The organism is Enterobacter sp. SGAir0187, assembly GCF_002952735.2.
Lineage (GTDB): Bacteria > Pseudomonadota > Gammaproteobacteria > Enterobacterales > Enterobacteriaceae > Enterobacter > Enterobacter quasiroggenkampii.
The window spans coordinates 1,109,357-1,129,706 of record NZ_CP025034.2 but is presented as its reverse complement, the minus strand read 5'-3'; the positions used below and the strand labels follow the sequence as shown (position 1 = coordinate 1,129,706).

The following is a 20,350-nucleotide window of genomic DNA, read 5'->3' as shown; positions in this document are numbered from 1 at the left end:
GTTATTTATAGGCGAGAGTGAGGGTGGCGACCGTGTTAGCCGGACCGGGGAGAACCTCCGGTTGCGTTTGCATATAACGAACCTGGAACGGGATCTCCAGCGTTTCATTGGCTTCTGCCGGACGCTGAGTGCTAACGTAGTTGTCGAAGGTGGCGATGTTGCCGTCAAATAACATCCTGACGCCCACCCCTTTTGCTGCTCCGCTCTCGGGGGTCAGTTTTATCACGCCTTCAAACCCCTCTTCGTATCCGTTCGCGCTGGTGATCTTTACTTCCGGCTGTACGGTAGTATTACAGTTCACGCTGACGTTGAATTCCTGAGCAGGTTGTGAGAGCGTGCCCACGCCAATAAAGTCGCTCACCGGGAAATCGCCCAGGTCGATGGTGAGGTTTTTTGGCAGGACAGAACAGGTAACGGTCTGCAGATTGATGTTTCCGGCGTAAGCGATGTGGTTTGGCGAACCGATCCCTTCGTGAGCGAATACGCCGATACCAAATTCAGTTTGTGATTGCACCAGCGTGCCGGACGTGACTTCGCTGCTGGTTTTTACCAGCTCCAGCGTCACGTCAAAATTGAATGACAGCTGTCCGTCATCTGAGACATACCCAATGGGCGTGGCGCGCGAGTCGCACTGCACGCCACCGGCTCCGCTGATGCGTTGCCCTTTGTCGTTCATCAGCGCGATACCGATGCCTGGTACGCCGGAATCATAGACACCTTTCATGCCGGGGATTTCCGCACCGGTACCGTAATAGCAGGCGACGATTTCCAGCCCGCTGTCGATGGATTCATCGCAGTGCCCCGCAACATGCGCAGTCTGTTCCGTGCCGGGAATGGTTTCGCCCACCGCAAGCGTGGTCGGAACTGAAATCGAGGAGACGTTAATCATCTTCGGCATATCCGGCGTGGAACAGGTCGCCTTTGCGTGCGGCATAAATAACGCGGCGGTTCCCAGAACCAGTACAAAAAAGCATTGTTTCATCATGTTCATAATCGTTAGCCTGAACGGTGGATCAGTGACACTGCGCGGCAGCGTTAATGATGCTGGTTTTCTCTTTCTCATCCGTTAGCACATAGTCAGCGACGCAGTGCTCGCTCGCTTCCTGTCCCCAGGAGACGGTGAGATGCCCTTGCTGCGGTAGACCTGAGAGGTAGGTCTGGCCGCCGCTGCCCACGATAAACTCGCTGTCCTTATCGTCGGTGGTCACCGTTGCGCCAAAGGGCAGCGGTTTCCCGTTTTGCGTAAGCACCATCAGTACCCGGTTCCCCACGCGGGTGTTAAAGCTGGCGCGCACCACCGCGCCGCGGGTCGGGGTAACAACCTGCGCGGCGTGGGTAACGTCGGCGTCGTCCGGCAGCGTTTCGGTGTCCAGGGCAATAGTGTTATGACGGTAGGCCGTGACGAACGGCACCACGGTATAGCCGCGGAAGTCGGTTTCAACGCCGGTCTGGTTAGCGATATGCGTACCGTGGGTGCCCGGCGCTTTCACCAGCGCGATGGTTTCACCCAGCGGCTGGCTCAGGGTGATGCCGTTGGCATGGGCCACCACGCCGCCCTGCAAACCGACGTTAACGGTCTGCTGATACTTATCCTGACTGACCCCTGCGCTCACCTCGCCGTAGGTCGCTTTGTAATCAGCATTCATGCTGGTCGAGTTACCGCTACCGGTGCTACTCAGCCCCTGCTGGATATTCCAGTTCAGGTTGTCTTCCTTCAGCGCCGTGCCGTTCAGGCCGATATTCTGTGTGGTACCGTCTTTGGTATTGTTAAGGTTGTAGGTGGCCCAGGTGTTATGCATCCAGTGGTCCAGCGGAACGGAGACGCTCAGCGAGAACTGGTTGTCGTTCGTCACCTCATCGCCGTTTTCATCGCTGTCGTTGGTGTTCTTGTTCATGCTGTAGCTCAGGCTGTAGCTCACACCGTGCCAGCTGTTGTTGTAGCTGACGCTCATGGAGGTCATGTCCTGGTTCTGGCTCCAGTAAGTCTCTTTCACCATGCTGAGGGTGACGGATCCCCAGCCTTCAGGCAGCGTCTGGTCGACGGTGGCCTCGGTTCGGGCGCGGCGCTGCTGGGGGGCAGACCAGTCGTCAGAGCGGGTGTAAGACTCCATGGTGTCTTCCAGGGTGTAAAACCCTTTGCTGTTGTAGCGATAGCCCGCGAGCGAGAAGTTGGTGCCTGAACCGGCAAAATCTTTGCTGTAGCGCACGCGCCACGATTGCCCCTTGCTGGACTGCTGCTTTTTTAGCAGGGCTTTCGCGCGGGTGACGTCGATGGAGAAGGCCCCTAAATCGCCCATGTTTTTCCCGGCGCCGAGCGCCTGGGACTGATAGTGGCTGCTCTGCTGTACGCCGCCGTAAGCGGTGAAACCATAGGGCAGGCCGTAAATCGCGCTGCCCTGAGCAAACGGCGTCTTCTCGACGTCTTTGTCGTAAGAACGGTACCGCCCGGCGGTCACGCTGTAGCGCAGGTTTTTTTCACGCTGCAGTACCGGCACGGAGGCATACGGCACCACGAAATGGCTTTCGCTGCCGTCGGTCTCTTTCACGGTGACCTGCAGATCGCCGCTGCTGCCGGTGGGGTAAAGGTCGTTAATTTCAAACGCGCCGGGAGCGACCGTGTTCTGATAAATGACGTAGCCGTTCTGGCGAACCATCACCAGCGCATTGCTGTGTGCGGTGCCGCGAATAATGGGCGCATAGCCTTTTTCGCTGTCTGGCAGCATGTCGCTGTCGGATTTAAGCTCCACGCCGGTGTAGGGTACGCTGTCAAAAACATCAGAAGGCGAAGAGCTTTGTCCAACGGTGAGGTCGCTTTTCATCGCCACGATATCGCGCTGGGCGTAGGTATAAACGGAGGAGAATTTCTGCTGTTCTTCCTTTCCCTGGGTGCTGCGATTCCACGTGGAGTAGTTGCGTACGCGCCAGGCGCCAACGTTAAACCCGGGACGCAGGTTAACGTACTGGCTGCTGTTATTCTGCTCGCCCGACTGTCGCGCATGGCTCTGGCTGGCGGTCGCGCTGTAGTTGAGAATGCCCGCGGTGATCCCCTCGTCGAATTCTTTCGGGTCGATATAGCCGCGTGGAACCTGGCCCAGGGCCAGTTGAGGGATACTGAGCAGCAGCTGCTGGTTGCGAACGTGAAACGACGCGAAGGCTGCCGGGATGGCGGTTAAATCAGCGCACTGGCCTTTTGCCATCAGCGCCGGATATTTTCGGGTTTTGATCCCAAGGCTTTTTAAATCGCTCAGGCTAAAGCAGGGCTGGAGCGAACTGTTGCCGTGTGAATCTTTTTGTAATGTGAACGTAACGTCGCGGGTATCAATTTTATTATTGTTGATAAAGATGGCGACCTGATATTTACCCGGTGCCTGCCCTGGCCCTTTTTCGTAAACCGTCAGATCGGTCTTACCCTGCTGCGGATTATCAATATCCAGCAGTGCCGGGTTAAAATAATCATCAGCCATAACCTGCTGCGCAAAGATCGCCAGTGCCAGGCCACAGAGAATGACCAGCAGTGATGAAATTCGGCAGGTGAACGGCTTTTTATGGCTGTACATGATCATTTTATTACCGGGGGATAGTATTAACGAACGGCTTTCGACCAGGTATGGCTGATGCTGCCGTAATCAGTAATAATGGAATAGGTGACGGTTGAGCCTCCGATATTGCCAGGCAAGGCAAAATGCGTTTCCGTTTTCGGGACCGCCCAGGTGGCTTTTGTTACTTTATGACCGTTCAGCGTGACGGTCTGGAAGTTCATAAAGAAAGGCGTGGGGTTATTCACCACCAGTTCATTACCTTCACGGCGCCATTCAAGCTTATCGGCCACCTCTTCTGGTCTGCCTTTTACTGCTGACGGGCGATAAAGCAATTTAATACGCGTATTAATGGCAATTTGTAGCGTATTCACACCTTCGACGTGCTTTGATGATGGGATCGCTTTAATATTTAACCAGTACAGAGATTCCCTGTCTTCCGGTAAATTTCCGCCCGTACGTACAATGCGCAGAACGTTATCTTCTTTCGCATCCAGACGGAAAAGAGGAGGGGTGATCAGGAATGGCGCTTTGGCCAGGTTTTTACCGCCAGCGTCGACCCAGGACTGTACCAGATAATCCGTTGTATCCGGGTTTGAAAGACCAAGAGACGATTCCTTTTTCTCTCCCTGGTAGACCAGACGTGTGCCATTAATAATGACACCTGCGTGTGCAGTGGCGGCCGCCAGTAAAAGCGTGCTCAGTAAATAACCGTGGCGCATAAATATTTCTCAATAAGATAAGAGATATTAACGCGAATAAACGCGTTAATATCTCAGGATTGATAATATCAGTTATAGATAACGGTGAAGGTCGAAACGGAGTTAGCCGGACCTGCGGTAATCGCGGCCCCGGTTTGAATATAACGAGCACCGAATATCAGGTCGTTAACCGCCGTACCGGAGGCTAGCGGATATTGCTGAGAAGGGGTGTAAAGACTCACCGGCTGCTCGGAAGCGTCAACCAGCTGAATAGCGACACCCGTTGCCGCATCCACATCCGGCGTTAATGCCAGCGTTGCGTTGTTATTCGCATCCGGCGTTCCACCGAAGTTAATCGCTGCAGAGGTAACGGTTTCCGGACAGTCTTTTAACTGAATATCGAACTTCGTTAACGTGCTGGTAGAGCCTGCCCCGGTAAATACCGTTTTAGAGACTTTGCCTAACTGAACGTTTAACGGGTTACTTAACCCATTAACCACCTGACACGCTGAATCAATAATTTCCCCGGTGAAGTTGATCTGACCTTCGCCGTTTGTTGCCGCAAATGCGGATGCAGAACACCCCACCGCTGCGGCGATGAATAAACCTAAAGCAACCTTGTTCATAGTAAATCCTGGTATGTGACTGGTGCGAACGTTGCCTGGACGTTTTCACCGTTGACCCTTAATGACTTTCCGCTGGTTATTTAATCAAAAAATGTATGGCTAAGAATCTTCTATAGAAATCACAAATAATTGAAAAATTGCTTGTGTTTATTTTTTTTCATTAAAACAGCGCGTTGGGTTCGGGGATAAAACACTAACGGCCTGGCAATCATCAGGGCTATATTGTTAACAAGATGATGCTGTCAGGAGAGATGTCGTGGATTACCGCAAAATTATCAAAGAGGTAGGGCGTGGGAAAAATCATGCCCGCGATCTGGACCATGAAACCGCGCGTGCACTTTACACCCGCATGCTTGAGGGCGACGTCCCCGACCTGGAAATGGGGGGCATTCTGATCGCGCTGCGTATCAAAGGGGAGGGTGAGGCGGAGATGCGCGGGTTCTATGAAGCCATGCAGGCGCAAACGCTGCGCTTAACGCCGCCTGTGGCAAAGCCCATGCCGATCGTGATCCCGAGCTACAACGGCGCGCGCAAGCAGGCAAATTTAACCCCGCTTCTTGCTATTTTATTACACAAGCTGGGGTTCCCGGTGGTGGTGCACGGGGTGAGTGAAGACCCCACTCGCGTACTGACGGAAACCATTTTCGGGATGCTGGGTATCGAGCCAACGCGTCATGCCGGTCAGGCACAGGCGAAGCTGGATGGCCATCAGCCCGTTTATATCCCGGTTGGCACACTTTGCCCGCCGCTTGAAAAGCAGCTCGATATGCGCTGGCGCATGGGCGTACGCAACAGCGCGCACACGCTGGCGAAACTGGCCACACCGTTTGGCGAAGATGCCGCCCTTCGTCTTTCCAGCGTCTCGCACCCGGAATACGTGGCGCGTGTGGGTCAGTTCTTTGCGGCTATTGGCGGAAGGGCGTTACTGATGCACGGCACGGAAGGTGAGGTTTATGCGAACCCACAGCGTTGCCCGCAGGTGATGCTGATTGATTCTGCAGGTACGCGCGCCATTCTGGAACGCGGGGAGGAAAATAGCGGTGTGATATTGCCTGAGGCAAAAGATCCCCATACTACAGCCCACTGGATTGAGCAGTGCCTTGCCGGAAAAGTTCCTGTTCCGCATTCGATCAAGCTGCAGATGGCCTGCTGTTTGCTGGCAACCGGTGAAGTGGACACGGTAGAAGCCGGGCTGGCACGCGTGGCGCAGTCTTTTTAACAAAAAAAAGCCCGTCCAGTGGCGGACGGGCAAGCAAGGGTAACAAACAACAGGGTCAATGAGGGTTGGAGCAGCTCACCAGAGGGTTTGGCGAGGGGACAGCATTCGTTCAGGCGATTATTTGTAGATAACCGCGGTACCGCTCAGCTTGTTATTGCCGTTAGCGGAGGTAATGGTGTATCCGCTTGCACCGGCAGCAGCCGCTTTCTCAGCCAGTTTGGCTTCCAGACCGTCCAGCGTGGTCGCGCCATCAGCACTTACCACACCGACTTTATTCATGTTCTGTGCCTGAGTTGAAGAGACTGGCTCTACGGCGAAAGCGCCGAAGGACAGGGCGGACAGGGCAACAGCAGCTACAGCATATTTGATGGTTTTCATAATTAATCTCTCGCAGGTGTTTCTGTTAAGGGGACGATGTTCCGTCGATGTGATAAGTATCACGGTTTTTTGCGAGGGATAAAATCGAAGAGAATTGACGTGGTTGCTCAAAAAAATTGAATGACAAATAACTTATTGAATATTAATAAATTCAAACTGGCGATTTACACTTCTTGTTGATGCGCTTTACAGAAGAAAGATGAAGGGCACATTTTGCTACGCGGTTCGCTAAAAATCGTGAGCGTAAAGGTTAGGGCCTGTGCGGTTAACTTAGGTAAAGGAAAGTCAACGTAACTGGCTTTCTTTCGAACCTCTGCGATTATATCCCGAATGCGATGAGTTTTTCGAATCTTTATGCTGCTGGCAGGTGATGCAAAGCCTTACGCCGGGGATGGCTTTTCGGCGCGCCTCGGGAATGGGATCTCCACACTCTTCGCATTCAGTTAAGCTTTCGCCGCGCGGAATTTCACCGCGAGCACGCGCTACCGCATCTTCAATTGTACTGTTGATCTGGTCGTTAACGGCATCATCATTTGCCCAGCCGGAAGCCATTATGCCCTCCTGATATTGGTTCAGCCCTGCTTTTAATATGGGGTTAAAAAAAGAACAGTCAAGGCGAGGGGGAAGAGAACTGCATCCGGTGGACAGATGCAGTCTGGGGAAAAAAGCAGATTATTTATAAATGGTCGCTGTGCCGTACATATGGTTATCGCCGCCAGCGGAATTCACCACGAAGCCTTTTGCACCTTCCTGACGGGCTTTTTCGGCAAGTTTAGACTGGAGATCGTCAAGGTTGCTGGCACGGCTTACCGAGACGGTGCCCGCAGGCCGAAGCTGGCTGGTGTCGGTACTCGGGGTCAGCGACTGAACGGCCATCGCAGAGAATGACGCGGTCGCCAGGGCGGCAGCAATAACGGCAAGGGTCAGATACTTTTTCATAATCACATCCTCATGAGGAAACAACAGGTGATTCCCCTTAAGTTTAGAAGCCGGAGGAGTGTGACTTAGCGCAAATATTTGATGATGATCTGCTTATTTTTTGAACAACATCAGTTGACATTTCGCTGACATATCATAGACATAAAGGTGTTTGATTTATGTCGAATTTTTAATCGATGCAGAGAAAGATTTACCGTTGGGCCAGCAAAGGGTATCTTACGCCGCTGTTTAAAGGAGAACGCCATGACTTCCCAAAAGCCGGGATTGCACCCACGAAATCGCCACCGCAGCCGCTACGACATGAATGCGTTATGCCTGAGCTGCCCGCCGCTGCAGGACTACATTGTCCAGACCCCCGCGGGTGAACCTTCGGTCAACTTTGCTGACCCCCAGGCGGTTAAAATGTTGAACAAAGCGCTGCTTGCACACTATTACGGTGTGGCGAACTGGGATATTCCCGAAGGCTTTCTCTGTCCACCTGTGCCGGGCCGCGCGGATTACGTGCATCACCTTGCCGACCTTCTTGCCGAAGGTAATGAGGGCGTTATTCCAGAGCAGGCCACCATTCTGGATATTGGCACCGGGGCGAATCTGATTTACCCGCTGATCGGCGCGCATGAATACCACTGGCGCTTTACCGGAAGCGAAATCGGTGCCGAGGCCTTTGCCAGCGCCCAGGCGATTATCAGCGCGAACCCTGGGTTAAGCCGCGCCATTCGTCTGCGTCGTCAGAAAGAGGCGGCGTCGATCTTCAACGGTATCATTCACAAAAATGAAAGCTATGACGCCACGATGTGCAACCCGCCGTTCCATGATTCGGCGGCCACGGCCCGTGCGGGCAGCGAGCGCAAGCGCCGCAACCTGGGTCAGGCGGAAGATGCCGCGCTGAACTTCGGCGGTCAGCAGCAGGAATTATGGTGTGAGGGCGGCGAAGTGGCGTTTATACTGCGCATGATTGCGGAAAGCAAACCGTTTGGTCGTCAGGTGAAGTGGTTCACGACGCTGGTTTCCCGCGGAGATAACCTGCCGCCACTCTACCGCGCGCTCACCGAAGCGGGTGCCGTAAAAGTGGTGAAAAAAGAGATGGCGCAGGGCCAGAAGCAAAGCCGCTTTATCGCCTGGACGTTTATGGACAATAACAAACGTCGCAAATAGCACGCCGTCGTAGGCCGGGTAAGGCGAAGCCGCCACCCGGCAACGAGGCTATAGCGTCGGCTCCTGCGGTGGGAGCGGCGCTGCGGGCGGCGGCAGTACCTGATAGGTCTGGACCGGCATCCGCACGTTCGCCAGATCGAAGTGTTTTTTCACCATGCTGTCGAGCGCAAAGCGCACCGTCCACTGCTTCAGCGGCTGGGTGGTAAACGACACGCGCAGGGTAAAGGCCGTGTTCGTCAGCCCGACAATGCCGGCAAATGACGGTTCGCCAATCACCAGCCCGCGAATGTCCTCCATCTGCATCAGTTCTTCTACCGCATCGCGCAGCGCCTGCTTTGCTTTATCGGCATCCTCATGACGATCCACATCGTAGTTCGCCACCACGGAACCAATGCCGCGTACAAAGTTGGCGAAGGTGGTTATCGAGGACCAGGGAATGATGTGGTACGCCCCGGTGTCCTGGCGAACGCCCACCGAGCGAATCGACATCCTCTCAACGGTGCCGGTTAACGGCCCGATGGTCACCAGATCGCCCGTGTTCATCCCGTTCTCAAACTGGATAAAGATGCCGGTAATAATATCCTTCACCAGCGTTTGCGACCCGAAGGAGATCGCCAGCCCCAGGGCACCGGCACCGGCCAGCAGCGGGGCGATATTCACCCCGATTTCCGACAGCACAATCATGATGGTGATGGTGCTGATAATCACCGCCAGCGCGTTGCGGAACAGGGTTAACAGCGTTCTTGCCCGCGCGCTGGGCAGGGGACGGCCGTGGATATCCGACACCAGACGGTTCTCGATAAGGCTCGCCAGCAGCGTCCAGCCGACGGCAGAGAAGAACAAAATCAACGCGATGCGAATCAGGATGTCGACCGTTTTCTCACCCGCACCGTTGTGCAGCCAGTTCCAGAAATCAAACAGGCTCCACGCATTCAGGAGCAGCATGATCGCCACGCAGACGGTGAGGATGCGCGCCACCTTCAGCGATACCGACATCCAGCCATTTACCCGTTTTTGCAGTTCCGGGTAATTACGCTGTACCTGCGGCGACAGGGTGATGGTTTTCGAAATCCAGCGCGACAGCAGCCCCGAGACAAACGCCGCGATGCCGATAATGGCCAGGCTTTTGAACGTCGCCCCCATCATGAATTTCAGGCTATTGCCCGGGTCGAACAACGAGAAGAAGCACAATACGATGAAGTAGGCGCTTGCCAGCCAGTGCCACACCAGGGCGAAAGCGCGGATAAACAGGCTGAAGAACGAGAGGGAGCGATCGGCCAGATTCAGCAGGCTTTGGGTAATGGTTTTTTTATTGTGGAAGATCAGATACAGCGACCAGACGGTAATGCAGATCATGATAATGACGTTTGCCAGCGCGCCAAACTGGACGTTCACCTGGTTGGAGATGATCGGCACGGCAACCAGCAGGCCGTAGCCAATCAGCCCGCTGAGCACGCTCAGGCGCAGCGCCCAGTACTTCGCCGTTTCATCCCGGATGGCGAAAGGACGCAGCGCCGGCACGTGGGGACAAAAGAGTAGCCGCAGCAGCGCCTTGAAGAACTCAATCAGGGCAAAGGCATTCAGGAAAAGCGACTGCTGGAAGGCGATGGTTTTGTTGCCCGCGTTCAGCCTGTCGGCCAGCATCTGGCCTAAGAACAGCGTCAGGGCCAGCAGCAGTAAATCAATGATAAACGCTGAGGCTATCATCAACGGCAGGTGCAGCCAGCTGCTTTTCTGCTGATTCTTTCTGCGTCCCCATTGCCCCATTTTGCGGTACAGCGGCCACGCGCACAGGCGCACCAGCCAGTAAAAAAGGAAGACTGCACCGGCCAGCATCAGGAACTGCGTGGCGGCGGCGGTAAACGTTTGTGGGTTAAACGGCTTATGCGGTGAGCCAATCAGGTTGCGGTAGAGCTGAGCAAAGCGCGAGGAGAGCGCTTCCCCATAGTGTCGGCTCACGTCGGTGACATTTTCCAGCACCGTTTTTTGTTCCTCCACCTGGGGAGGGGTGATGACAGGCACTGGCTTCTGCGGCGGCGTGGCGGCCACTTTCCGCAGCTGGCTGATGAGTTCCTGCCGGGAGGTGTCGTTCTCAAGGACGTCGGCGAGGGCGCTGTAGGCGGCTTTTTTCTGTTCGACATCGGGTTCAGGAGGGGGCGTACTTTGCTGACTGGCGGTTGTTCCGGTGGTCACGCCGGGGATCGCGACGGCGAACGATGGCGCACTAAACAGGCTAATCAACAGCAACAGGATCCACGGCACGGCGTCCTCCGGTGAAAATGTCGAACAAAATGATAAGTATAGAAGTCGGGACGCGGAGGGGGATTTTTGGGAACAATCTGGCGTAAAAAAGCCGGGCAAGCCCGGCTTAAGCGTCAAGCGAGGGATCAGGAGACGTGCTGCAGGAACTCCTGCAGACGCGGGCTCGGCGGGTTCGCAATCAATTCCTGCGGGTTACCGTCTTCCGCGATACGGCCTTTATCAATAAAGATCAGGCGGGACGCCACTTTCTCAGCGAAGCCGATTTCGTGGGTCACGATCACCATCGTCATCCCTTCTTCCGCCAGATCCTGCATGACCTTCAGCACCTCGTGGCGCAGCTCCGGGTCGAGTGCGGACGTAGGCTCATCAAACAGCATCAGTTTCGGTTTGACCGCCAGCGCGCGGGCAATTGCCACGCGCTGCTGTTGACCACCGGACAGCTCGGAAGGGTAGTGGTGCGCGCGTTCAGCCAGGCCGACTTTCGCCAGCAGATCTTTGGCCAGCGCTTCTGCCGCCGCTTTGTTGGCGCCGCGCACGCGCAGGGGGCCAAACATCACGTTCTCCAGCGCCGTCAGGTGCGGGAACAGGTAGAACTGCTGGAACACCATGCCCGCTTCCTGACGAATCAGACGGTCATCTACTTTCGGGTCATTCACCTTCAGACCGTCGACGATCAGATCGCCGCTGGTGATCTCTTCCAGCTTGTTGATGCAGCGCAGCAGGGTCGACTTACCGGAGCCGGATGGCCCGATAATGACCACCACTTCACCCTGCTGGATGTTCAGATCGATATTGTGCAGCACCTGGGTTGGGCCAAAGTGCTTGGAAACGTTTTTAAATTCAATCACAGGATTTTCATCCTTCTTTCAAGACGACGCAGAACGAAGCTCAGAACCAGAGTAATAATCAGGTAGACCACGGCCACCGCACTCCAGATTTCCAGCGCGCGGAAGTTGCCAGCAATGATCTCCTGCCCCTGACGGGTCAGTTCGGCCACGCCGATAACAATGAACAGCGACGTATCTTTAATGCTGATGATCCACTGGTTACCCAGCGGTGGCAGCATGCGACGCAGCGCCAGCGGCAGAATAACGTGGCGGATCGTTTCGCGACGTGAAAGGCCTAATGCCAGACCGGCTTCACTGAAACCTTTATGAATCGACAGCACCGCACCGCGGGTGATTTCCGCAATGTAGGCGCCTGAGTTGATCATAATGGTGACGACGGCTGCGCTGAACGGGTCGATGCGCAGGTCAGTGAACGCCATAGGCAGGGCGAAGTAAATGAACATGACCTGCACGACAATGGGGGTGCCGCGGATCACTTCGATGAAAACCAGTGCGATGTGGTTTGCAATCCAGCCACCGTAGGTACGGGCGAAACCGGCGACAAGACCGATAATCAACCCGCCAACCAGACCCAGGACCGAAATCCACAGAGTCATTTTAGCGCCTTCAAGCAAGAGTGGAATGGCAGGCCAGATGGCGCTCCAGTCAAACTGCATGATGTATTCCTGTATACCGTGGTGAAAAACGAAAAACGTAGGCCCGGTAAGCGGCAGCGCCACCGGGCGTTACAAACCTGAATTCAGGTAAATTATTTAGGCTCGGTACCGAACCATTTTTTGTAGATTTCGTTATAGGTGCCGTTCTCTTTCAGCGTTTTCAGCGCGCCGTTAACTTTCGTGCGCAGGTCGTCGCTGCCTTTCGGGAACGCGATACCGTACTGCTGGGCTTCCAGAGACTCGCCAACGGCTTTGAACTTGCCGTTACCGGCTGTTTTGATGAAGTACAGGATGTTCGGCGTGTCGTGCAGAACAGCGTCAGCACGGTTGGTGCCGAGTTCCATGTACGCGTTGTCGATGTTCGGGAACTGACGCAGGTCTTTGGTTTTGATATTGGCTTTCGCGTAATCAACCGAACCGGTGCCGCTCTTCACTGCCACCACTTTGCCGTCGAGATCTTTCACGCTTTTTACGTCGTTATTATCGGCTTTGACCATCACCAGCAGGCCGCTTTTGTAGTAGCCATCAGAGAAGTCGATCGCTTTTTTACGTTCGTCGGTAATGGTGATACCCGCCAGAGCCAGATCAACGTTCTTGGTTTGCAGTGCCGGGATGATGCCGCTGAAGTCCATCGGCTTCAGGGTGTAATCCAGTTTGAGTTCTTTTGCGACGGCGGCCCACAGATCCACATCGAAACCAACGTATTTATCACCCTGTTTGAATTCAAACGGAACGAACGCCGTGTCGGTCGCCACAACCAGTTTGTCGGCAGCCTGAGAGGACACCGCAAAAGCCAGGGTAAGTGCAGCCAGTGAAACTTTTAATACAGACTTCATAGCATTTCCTTTTATATCCACGGGGCGATCCCCTGCGAGAACAGCTGGCACAATGAAAAAATCGTGCCAACTTTACAAGCTATTGTTTTTCAAAGGGGATGATGTCATGCATTGCACAATAAATGGGGCAATGAGGTCTTATTGCACCAAAGTGGAGCACTGTTTTGGTGCGCTTCGTTTGGCTCAACTGACGGGGAGATATTTAGCGTAAATTCTGACGAAAAAACAATCTTCCGTTAACGGTTGTGTGAGGTGATTATTACAATTTCTTCACTTTTGCACGTTCTCAGGCAAAAAACGTGCACCATAGATGTGCAAAACCCTCACCGAAGGGCGAGGGTTTGATAGGAAATGCGTATGAATTATTCGATGTTAGATTCGATGAACCACAGGAACTGATCCAGATCGCGGGACGCGGCGGTGAAGATGTCTGCAGTATCTTCGTCTTTCGCTTCGCTAATCGCTTTGCGCACATCGTTCGCCACAATCGCATAACGGTCCGCCAGCTCTTTCAGGTGATCCTGAACGGTATGGATATCCAGCGGATAGCTTTTCAGTGGCGTTTTGCTGTTGATCACCTGCGTGGTGCCCAGCGCCACGCCGCCTAACTGAACGGCACGTTCAGCCATCGTGTCGAGGTGGGTAACCAGTGCTGTGCGGAAGCCATCCAGCATTTCATGAACGGCAATAAAGTTTGCACCGCGCATATTCCAGTGGGCCTGTTTGGTGATCAGCGAAAGATCGATGAACTGGATCACCTGGCGATTCAGCAACTCAATGGTCGCTTTTTTGTCGCTGTCCGATACATCGTTACGGGTATAAAGCAGATTAGACGCTTTCGTTTTCACCAGTTTAGCGGTACTCATAATCTCATATCCTCTTGATGTTTATGTCCCAGGTAATTACGGAACTAAGTATAGCACCGGATTTTTTCTCTGCGGTTTGGCTGTGCCTATCGGTTTAATAGTGAGAAGGAGGTTGAGAATTTAATTTATTGAAAGTATTGAATAATTTATAAATTGATACAGATCAATCTTAATTGCTGAATGGGGAAGTTAACGCAGAGGAATATTTTGCGGGCAGGCGTGAGTGTGTAAGAAATTATAACGCCTGTGTTTCTTGCCTTTATTCTGCATGGCGTGGAAGCCATGCAGAATATATGGCCTTAGTTGATATCCACTTTCTCAACTTTTGGCTCCGGGCGCATGGTAAGCGTCGAGCCCATTGATGCCGCGATAATCGAGCAGAGCGCCAGCGTTTGGGTCAATGTCAGGGTTTCGCCGAGAAACACCATCCCGGAAATCGCGGCAAGTGCAGGCTCCATACTCATCAGGGTGCCAAATATGCGTGTCGGCAGACGCGTAAGGGCAATCATCTCCAGAGAATAGGGGAGTGCGGTAGAGAGAATCGCGACCGCCAGACCGATGGGCATGACGGACCATTGCCAGATAGACTCTGTCGCCTGCGCCATGCCGATAGGCACAAATACGATGGCCGCAATCAGGGAACCCAACGCGACGGTCGCCGGACCGTGCTCTTCCCCGGCGCGCTGGCCGGTGAGGATATAGACAGCCCAGCAGGCACCTGCGCCCAGCGCCAGCGCTGCGCCCGTCAGGTCAATCTCAGAAACGCTCTGGCCCAGCGGCAGCAGGAACCATAAGCCCAGTACGGCCAACACGACCCAGATAAAATCGACCGGACGTCGGGAGGAGAACAGCGCCACCGCCAGCGGGCCGGTAAACTCCAGCGCGACGGCAATACCCAGCGGTATCGTCTGGATGGAGAGGTAGAACAGGTAGTTCATTGCTCCCAGGGAGAGTCCATAAAACAGCAGCGGTAAACGCTGCTCCTTTTTGAAGCGCAGACGCCACGGTTTAAAAATGACCACCAGTATCGCCGTGCCCAGCACAATACGCAGGGCGGTCACCCCGGGCGCGCCAACCAGCGGAAAAAGCGATTTTGCAAGCGAAGCGCCGCTTTGAATGGACAACATGGCAATGAGTATGACGGCTACCGGCAACCAGACCGACGACGTGCGGGATAACCCAGGCATCCTTTCTCCTGTCAGCTTATGTCAAATGAGGTAAAGGATGCAGTGTAAAGGAAATATGCGGCTACGGTTGAGGTGCTGTTGAAAAAAAAGCAGGTGAAATCCGTAAAATGGTTAAGCGCTGGTGGATTTATCGCCTGTCAGATTAGGAATAGTCTGGATGAATGTAACTGCGCAGACGCGCACTATGCGCATTTAGTCGTGAAAATTGCATGTGATTTGAAAGAGATAGCTGATGCTGGAAACGTTCTGTTACAGGAAAGGTTTCATTAGACATCACGAATCACAAAGAGTTTCGCAAATTTTTTTGATATATTTAAAACTTACGGACTTACTTGGATCACATTTGAGGTGGTTATGAAAAAAATTGCATGTCTTTCAGCACTGGCCGCTGTACTGGCTGTTTCCGCAGGTACCGCTGTAGCTGCTACTTCTACTGTTACTGGTGGTTACGCTCAGAGCGACTATCAGGGCGTGATGAACAAAGCTAACGGTTTCAACCTGAAGTATCGTTACGAGCAGGATAACAACCCACTGGGCGTGATCGGTTCTTTCACCTACACCGAGAAAGATCGTTCTGAAAACGGCGCATACAACAAAGGCCAGTACTACGGTATCACTGCTGGTCCAGCTTACCGTCTGAACGACTGGGCAAGCATCTACGGTGTTGTAGGTGTTGGCTACGGTAAATTCCAGCAGACCGAAAACGAAGGTCTGAACCGCACTGCAAGCAACAGCGACTACGGCTTCTCCTATGGCGCAGGCCTGCAGTTCAACCCAATCCAGGACGTTGCTCTGGACTTCTCCTATGAGCAGAGCCGTATCCGCAACGTTGACGTTGGCACCTGGATCGCGGGCGTAGGTTACCGCTTCTAATCACTTCGGTGATTAAATAAAAAATCCGCCCACTGTGGCGGATTTTTTTTGTCTTTTTCCCTCTCCCTGTGGGGTGAGGGGGGAACATACGGCTGTAGTGGTCATTCCGTTCACTTCATGTTCCTTGCTACTCTGTAACAGCATGACCTGTGAACGTGCCAGGGCGGCTCAATCGCCGCCGCCCTGGCGACCCGGGCTCCCGGCGGTAAATCGCCGCTTCGCGGTACCCTCAGCTTATTCCTTCAGGCTATCGGGTCGGGCATGAGCCTGCATCCCTGCAGGCCACGCCCTCTCGGCGCATCCCTGCGCCTCGCCCCGGCCTTACGGAAACGCTTCGGCGATTTACAGCCGGACCAGGGCGTCGCTGTAAGTCATTAATTTTGCGAAGCAACGTTCATCGCTTCAAGTAAAAAAATTACTGGGGGATCCCTCAGCCCTGTAGGAGAGGACCAGGGTGAGGGCATCAGACCGCTACTTACTCTTAATATCAAAAATATCCGTACCCAGATGGTTGTAGTCAACTTTCTGTAACTTGAAGTTGGTAACGTACACTTGGGGAGCTTTCTTGTTAGAGACAAACGGGTAAGCGTTTTTTATCTGCCCGGCGGTAATCCCCGTCCACTGCGAGAAAAACTGCAGGAAATCATTCGCTGAACGGCGCGCTTTAATGACGCGATGCGTTTTATCGTCACTCGATAGCACCATAAACGGCACCTGGAAGTTCTGCTGGAACTTGTCATCGTGCGCCAGGTACTGCACCTCTTTCCCGCGCTCCTTAAACGCCAGTCCGTGATCCGAGAAATAGACCAGGGAGAAGCTGTCGCCCGTATTGCGTAGCTGATCGTAGAGCTTGCTCAGCAGGTCGTCGGTTTGCGTCATGGTGTAGAGATAGCAGGAGGTCTCTTTGGACTGCACGAACTCCGCGTACTTCCCGCCGGTCCGATCGCAGGCCTGCGGGTGCGATCCCATCAGATGCAGGACGATCAGCTGAGGCTGGGTGCGCGGGGTAGCGAAGACCTGCGCCGTCATTTTCAGCAGCGCTTCGTCTTTGGTATTTTTGTCTGCTTCAAAATCACCGTTTTTCAGGAACTGCACTTCGTCAGCCCGTTTGGCGATACTGGCGATGGCCGTATCGTATTCGCCAATTTGCCCCTGATTAGAGAACCACCACGTCTGAAAACCCGCACGGTTTGCCAGGGTGACGAAATTATCCTGATACTGCGGTTTGCCATCCACCACCCGGTTAAGGGTCAGGCCGAGCGATTTCTGCGTTGAGCCGCTGGCCGCGACATAATCGGTAAACAGGGTGCCTTTGACCGAACTGGCAAACGGGGTGTTATCCCAGTGGCCACCAAACGCGCCCATTGCATCGCGACGTGCGCTTTCGCCAATCACCACCACATAGGTGTGATATTTCGGCTTAACGGCCAGCACGTTCCAGGTGTCTTTCATATTGGAAAGCTCAGCCATGCGGGCCTGTTCGTCGAGAACCTCTTTATTATTTACAACGACATCTTTCACGAAGCGGAAAACCGGATAGCCGATGTTAATAAGTCTTAGCTTACCGTCCCAGGGAATATTCTGGATGGGGGCGACAAACGCCACGGCAACGCTGAACACCAGACAGAGTATGTCGATCTTACCCCAGGATTTTTTCTCGCCCGGCTGACGACGGATGGCGATAACGCCCAACGCGAAGATAAAGAGCCCGACCACGTAGCTGTACCACGGGAAGATCGTCAGGATTTCCGTCGACTCCTCCATATTGGTCGAGTGCAGCGCCAGCAGGGTATTAAAGTTTGGCGAGCCGTAGGCCTGACCAAACGGGAAATAGAGTGCCGCAACCAGCGAACAGATGCCAATTAACGCTTTTTGCGCGCGCGGCGCGGCTCGCCACAGCACATGCAGAATGCAGGTGAAGGCCACCGCGTAGAGCAGACTAAAGGGATAACCGAGCGCAAAGTTAATCAGTAATGACTGCAAAAAGTAAAATCCCGTCCACGGGCTTAAGGCCCGGCTGCGGGTCACAACGGTATCTATCAGGGTTAAATTCATAGGTCACTATCATGGATGAAAACGCCATGTGCTCACCCTGGCGTCAAGGGTCATAACCTGCCTGACAGTGCGTGGAGAGGGAATGAGGGTCCGCTTCAGCGAGCCGCAAATTGTGCAGGGCTGCAAGAAGATAGTGCGAGCGCTAAATAATATCAACAGTTGCTAAGCAGATGTTTTGCGAAGGGGATTGCAAATCCGTAAAAAAGATCGGGAATAGGGCGGCTGGGAGCCAGTTTACAGCGAGAATATGACGGGAAAATGAAGCGGCGTACCGCGACGCCGCTTAGTGGGAAGGTTTATCATCCTGATGCGGTTTACCGTTAAACATATCGCACAGCATGTTCAGCAGCATTAAGCGCACTTTAAAGGGTGAGTGGGTAAACACGGTCATGCACCTCTTGAATTCGTTCATAAGACCTCCTGATTTTTGATCCCTTCGATCCGTGAAGGGTGACTGCATTACATACAGATATAGCACAGGCTATATTGTATAGCTATGGCTATTTAGTTAATTTTTTGTGCTTGTGGAGGGATGGTTTACAATGTGCGCTCTCGATACCGGGCGCTGGAAGCGTCACCCCACTGAGGAAGTACAATGAACCGTCGCGCAGGTAAGCCAACCATTAAAAAAACGACGCAACTGGTGAATGTTGAAGAGCATGTCGAAGGTTTTCGCCAGGTCCGTGAAGCGCACCGGCGTGAACTGATTGATGATTATGTTGAACTCATTTCCGATCTGATTCGTGAGGTCGGGGAAGCGCGTCAGGTCGATATGGCCGCCAGGCTGGGGGTATCGCAGCCAACTGTCGCAAAAATGTTAAAACGTCTCGCCTCCGTGGGCCTAATCGAAATGATCCCCTGGCGCGGGGTCTTTCTGACGCCAGAAGGGGAGAAACTCGCGCAAGAGAGCCGCGAGCGCCACCAGCTTGTCGAGAATTTTTTGCTGGTGCTGGGCGTCAGCCCGGAGATTGCCCGCCGGGATGCGGAAGGAATGGAACACCACGTCAGCGAAGAGACGCTGGTGAAGTTTCGTGAGTTTACGCTTAAATATGGTCCCTCCGCTGAATGAACATCCCTGGACTGCAGGCCCTGGCACGCGATCGTTTCTTCCATCTCTTATTACTCATTGGCGCAGGGTTAAGCCTCTTTGTGCCGTTTGCGCCGCAGGCCTGGCCCGCTGCCATTGACTGGCGCACCATCATTACCCTGAGTGGCCTGATGATGCTCACCAAAGGGGTCGAGCTGAGCGGCTATTTTGACGTGCTGGGCCGTAAAATGGTGCGCCGCTTTGCCACCGAGCGCAGGTTGTCCCTGTTTATGGTGTTCTCCGCCGCGGTGCTGTCGACGTTTCTGACCAACGACGTGGCGCTGTTTATCATCGTGCCCCTCACGCTCACGCTGCGTAAGCTTTGCGAGATCCCGGTCAGCCGGCTGATTATCTTTGAAGCGCTCGCCGTTAACGCAGGTTCTCTGTTAACGCCTATCGGCAACCCGCAAAATATCCTCCTCTGGGGACGTTCCGGGCTGTCGTTCGCCGCCTTTACCTGGCAGATGGCGCCGCTGGCGCTGGTGATGATGCTGTCGCTGCTGGCGGTCTGCTGGTTTGCGTTTCCGGATAAAAAACTGCAGTACCACAGCGGCACCACGGGCCCGCAGTGGCAGCCGCGTCTGGTCTGGAGTTGTCTCGGGTTATACATTGTCTTTCTGTTCGCGCTCGAGCTGAAGTATGAGCTGGCGGGTGTCCTGCTGGTCGCCGCGGGCTTTGTCGTCCTCGCGCGGCGCGTACTGGTCAGCGTGGACTGGACGCTGCTGCTGGTCTTTATGGTGATGTTTATTGATGTGCATCTTCTCATCCAGCTTCCGGTGCTGCAGAACGTGCTGCACAGCGTCAGCACGCTCTCTCAGCCGGGACTGTGGCTGACGGCGATTGGCCTGTCGCAGTTTATCAGCAACGTGCCGTCCACTATTCTGCTGCTCAACTACGTTCCGCCGGATACCCTGCTGGCCTGGGCGGTGAATATCGGCGGGTTTGGGCTGCTGCCCGGCTCGCTGGCCAACCTGATTGCCCTGCGCATGGCCAACGACCGTCGTATCTGGTGGCGCTTCCATCTCTGGTCGATCCCGATGCTGGTTTGGGCCGCGGCGATCGGTTTCGGAATATTCCTTCTCATATAGTGCGCAATTTGTCAGTTTTTCCTGGCAAACGTATAGCA

The 20,350-nt window shown here is 54.1% G+C and carries 20 protein-coding genes; 5 read left to right on the top strand and 15 right to left on the bottom strand.

Going from position 1 to position 20,350, the window contains the following annotated elements; genetic code table 11:
* Nucleotide 1: 1 nt before the first annotated feature.
* The 4 genes from CWR52_RS05450 to CWR52_RS05435 all read right to left on the bottom strand — a co-directional run bounded on the left by CWR52_RS05450 (nt 2) and on the right by CWR52_RS05435 (nt 4,863).
* Nucleotides 2–991, bottom strand: coding sequence for a fimbrial protein (locus CWR52_RS05450; RefSeq protein ID WP_104949061.1), 990 nt, complete (start codon nt 989–991; stop codon nt 2–4).
* 22 nt (nt 992–1,013) lie between these two features.
* Nucleotides 1,014–3,557: a fimbria/pilus outer membrane usher protein gene (locus CWR52_RS05445; RefSeq protein WP_152034556.1), complete on the bottom strand. Its 2,544-nt coding sequence runs from the start codon at nt 3,555–3,557 to the stop codon at nt 1,014–1,016.
* A gap of 26 nt (nt 3,558–3,583) precedes the next feature.
* Complete coding sequence (locus tag CWR52_RS05440) at nt 3,584–4,258, bottom strand: fimbrial biogenesis chaperone (RefSeq protein WP_104949060.1); 675 nt, start codon at nt 4,256–4,258, stop codon at nt 3,584–3,586.
* Between the two features lie 68 nt (nt 4,259–4,326).
* Complete coding sequence (locus tag CWR52_RS05435) at nt 4,327–4,863, bottom strand: fimbrial protein (RefSeq protein ID WP_024908718.1); 537 nt, start codon at nt 4,861–4,863, stop codon at nt 4,327–4,329.
* A gap of 256 nt (nt 4,864–5,119) precedes the next feature.
* Here CWR52_RS05435 and ybiB point away from each other — a divergent pair, with 256 nt between their 5' ends.
* Entirely contained in the window at nt 5,120–6,082 is a 963-nt protein-coding gene (ybiB, locus tag CWR52_RS05430) for a DNA-binding protein YbiB (RefSeq protein WP_104949059.1), read from the top strand.
* A gap of 117 nt (nt 6,083–6,199) precedes the next feature.
* On the opposite strand, the gene ybiJ is transcribed toward ybiB, so the two are convergent.
* From ybiJ to mcbA, 3 genes are all read right to left on the bottom strand, one after another.
* A complete protein-coding gene (gene ybiJ, locus CWR52_RS05425; RefSeq protein ID WP_023310874.1) occupies nt 6,200–6,460 on the bottom strand; it encodes a DUF1471 family protein YbiJ in 261 nt (86 codons plus the stop codon).
* A 285-nt stretch (nt 6,461–6,745) separates the two neighbouring features.
* Nucleotides 6,746–7,012: a DksA/TraR family C4-type zinc finger protein gene (locus tag CWR52_RS05420; protein ID WP_104949058.1), complete on the bottom strand. Its 267-nt coding sequence runs from the start codon at nt 7,010–7,012 to the stop codon at nt 6,746–6,748.
* A gap of 120 nt (nt 7,013–7,132) precedes the next feature.
* Nucleotides 7,133–7,399, bottom strand: a complete 267-nt coding sequence (gene mcbA / locus CWR52_RS05415) for a DUF1471 family periplasmic protein McbA (RefSeq protein ID WP_045909506.1) — start codon at nt 7,397–7,399, stop codon at nt 7,133–7,135.
* A 243-nt stretch (nt 7,400–7,642) separates the two neighbouring features.
* On the opposite strand from mcbA, the gene rlmF reads away from it, so the two are divergent.
* Nucleotides 7,643–8,554 carry a 23S rRNA (adenine(1618)-N(6))-methyltransferase RlmF gene (gene rlmF / locus CWR52_RS05410; protein WP_161566063.1) on the top strand — a complete coding sequence of 304 codons (912 nt, stop codon included), beginning with the start codon at nt 7,643–7,645 and terminating at the stop codon, nt 8,552–8,554.
* Between the two features lie 48 nt (nt 8,555–8,602).
* Here rlmF and ybiO read toward each other — a convergent pair whose 3' ends face one another.
* The 6 genes from ybiO to rhtA form a co-directional block, all read right to left on the bottom strand.
* Nucleotides 8,603–10,816 carry a mechanosensitive channel protein gene (ybiO, locus tag CWR52_RS05405; RefSeq protein WP_104949057.1) on the bottom strand — a complete coding sequence of 738 codons (2,214 nt, stop codon included), beginning with the start codon at nt 10,814–10,816 and terminating at the stop codon, nt 8,603–8,605.
* Between the two features lie 125 nt (nt 10,817–10,941).
* Entirely contained in the window at nt 10,942–11,664 is a 723-nt protein-coding gene (gene glnQ, locus CWR52_RS05400; RefSeq protein ID WP_023292945.1) for a glutamine ABC transporter ATP-binding protein GlnQ, read from the bottom strand.
* Nucleotides 11,661–12,320, bottom strand: coding sequence for a glutamine ABC transporter permease GlnP (glnP, locus tag CWR52_RS05395; RefSeq protein ID WP_003858462.1), 660 nt, complete (start codon nt 12,318–12,320; stop codon nt 11,661–11,663). Before glnP ends, glnQ begins: the two co-directional genes overlap by 4 nt.
* Nucleotides 12,321–12,412: 92 nt before the next feature.
* Nucleotides 12,413–13,156, bottom strand: a complete 744-nt coding sequence (gene glnH / locus CWR52_RS05390; protein WP_023310880.1) for a glutamine ABC transporter substrate-binding protein GlnH — start codon at nt 13,154–13,156, stop codon at nt 12,413–12,415.
* Between the two features lie 362 nt (nt 13,157–13,518).
* On the bottom strand, nt 13,519–14,022 hold the full coding sequence (gene dps, locus CWR52_RS05385) for a DNA starvation/stationary phase protection protein Dps (protein WP_008501171.1): 504 nt from the start codon (nt 14,020–14,022) through the stop codon (nt 13,519–13,521).
* A gap of 299 nt (nt 14,023–14,321) precedes the next feature.
* Nucleotides 14,322–15,209, bottom strand: a complete 888-nt coding sequence (rhtA, locus tag CWR52_RS05380; protein WP_008501172.1) for a threonine/homoserine exporter RhtA — start codon at nt 15,207–15,209, stop codon at nt 14,322–14,324.
* A 354-nt stretch (nt 15,210–15,563) separates the two neighbouring features.
* Here rhtA and ompX point away from each other — a divergent pair, with 354 nt between their 5' ends.
* A complete protein-coding gene (gene ompX / locus CWR52_RS05375; protein ID WP_008501173.1) occupies nt 15,564–16,082 on the top strand; it encodes an outer membrane protein OmpX in 519 nt (172 codons plus the stop codon).
* Between the two features lie 471 nt (nt 16,083–16,553).
* Here the strand turns inward: ompX and CWR52_RS05370 are convergent, their stop codons facing one another.
* Together CWR52_RS05370 and mntS are read right to left on the bottom strand one after the other, a co-directional pair.
* Nucleotides 16,554–18,137, bottom strand: a complete 1,584-nt coding sequence (locus CWR52_RS05370) for a phosphoethanolamine transferase (RefSeq protein ID WP_063621229.1) — start codon at nt 18,135–18,137, stop codon at nt 16,554–16,556.
* Nucleotides 18,138–18,420: 283 nt separating this feature from the next.
* The gene (gene mntS, locus CWR52_RS05365) at nt 18,421–18,549 is read right to left on the bottom strand and encodes a manganase accumulation protein MntS (protein WP_008501175.1); all 129 of its coding nucleotides are present in this window, start codon (nt 18,547–18,549) and stop codon (nt 18,421–18,423) included.
* Between the two features lie 183 nt (nt 18,550–18,732).
* Between mntS and mntR the strand changes: the two genes are divergently transcribed.
* Together mntR and CWR52_RS05355 are read left to right on the top strand one after the other, a co-directional pair.
* The gene (gene mntR / locus CWR52_RS05360) at nt 18,733–19,206 is read left to right on the top strand and encodes a manganese-binding transcriptional regulator MntR (RefSeq protein ID WP_008501176.1); all 474 of its coding nucleotides are present in this window, start codon (nt 18,733–18,735) and stop codon (nt 19,204–19,206) included.
* The gene (locus CWR52_RS05355) at nt 19,203–20,312 is read left to right on the top strand and encodes an anion transporter (RefSeq protein WP_104949056.1); all 1,110 of its coding nucleotides are present in this window, start codon (nt 19,203–19,205) and stop codon (nt 20,310–20,312) included. Before mntR ends, CWR52_RS05355 begins: the two co-directional genes overlap by 4 nt.
* The last annotated feature ends 38 nt before the right edge of the window (nt 20,313–20,350 follow it).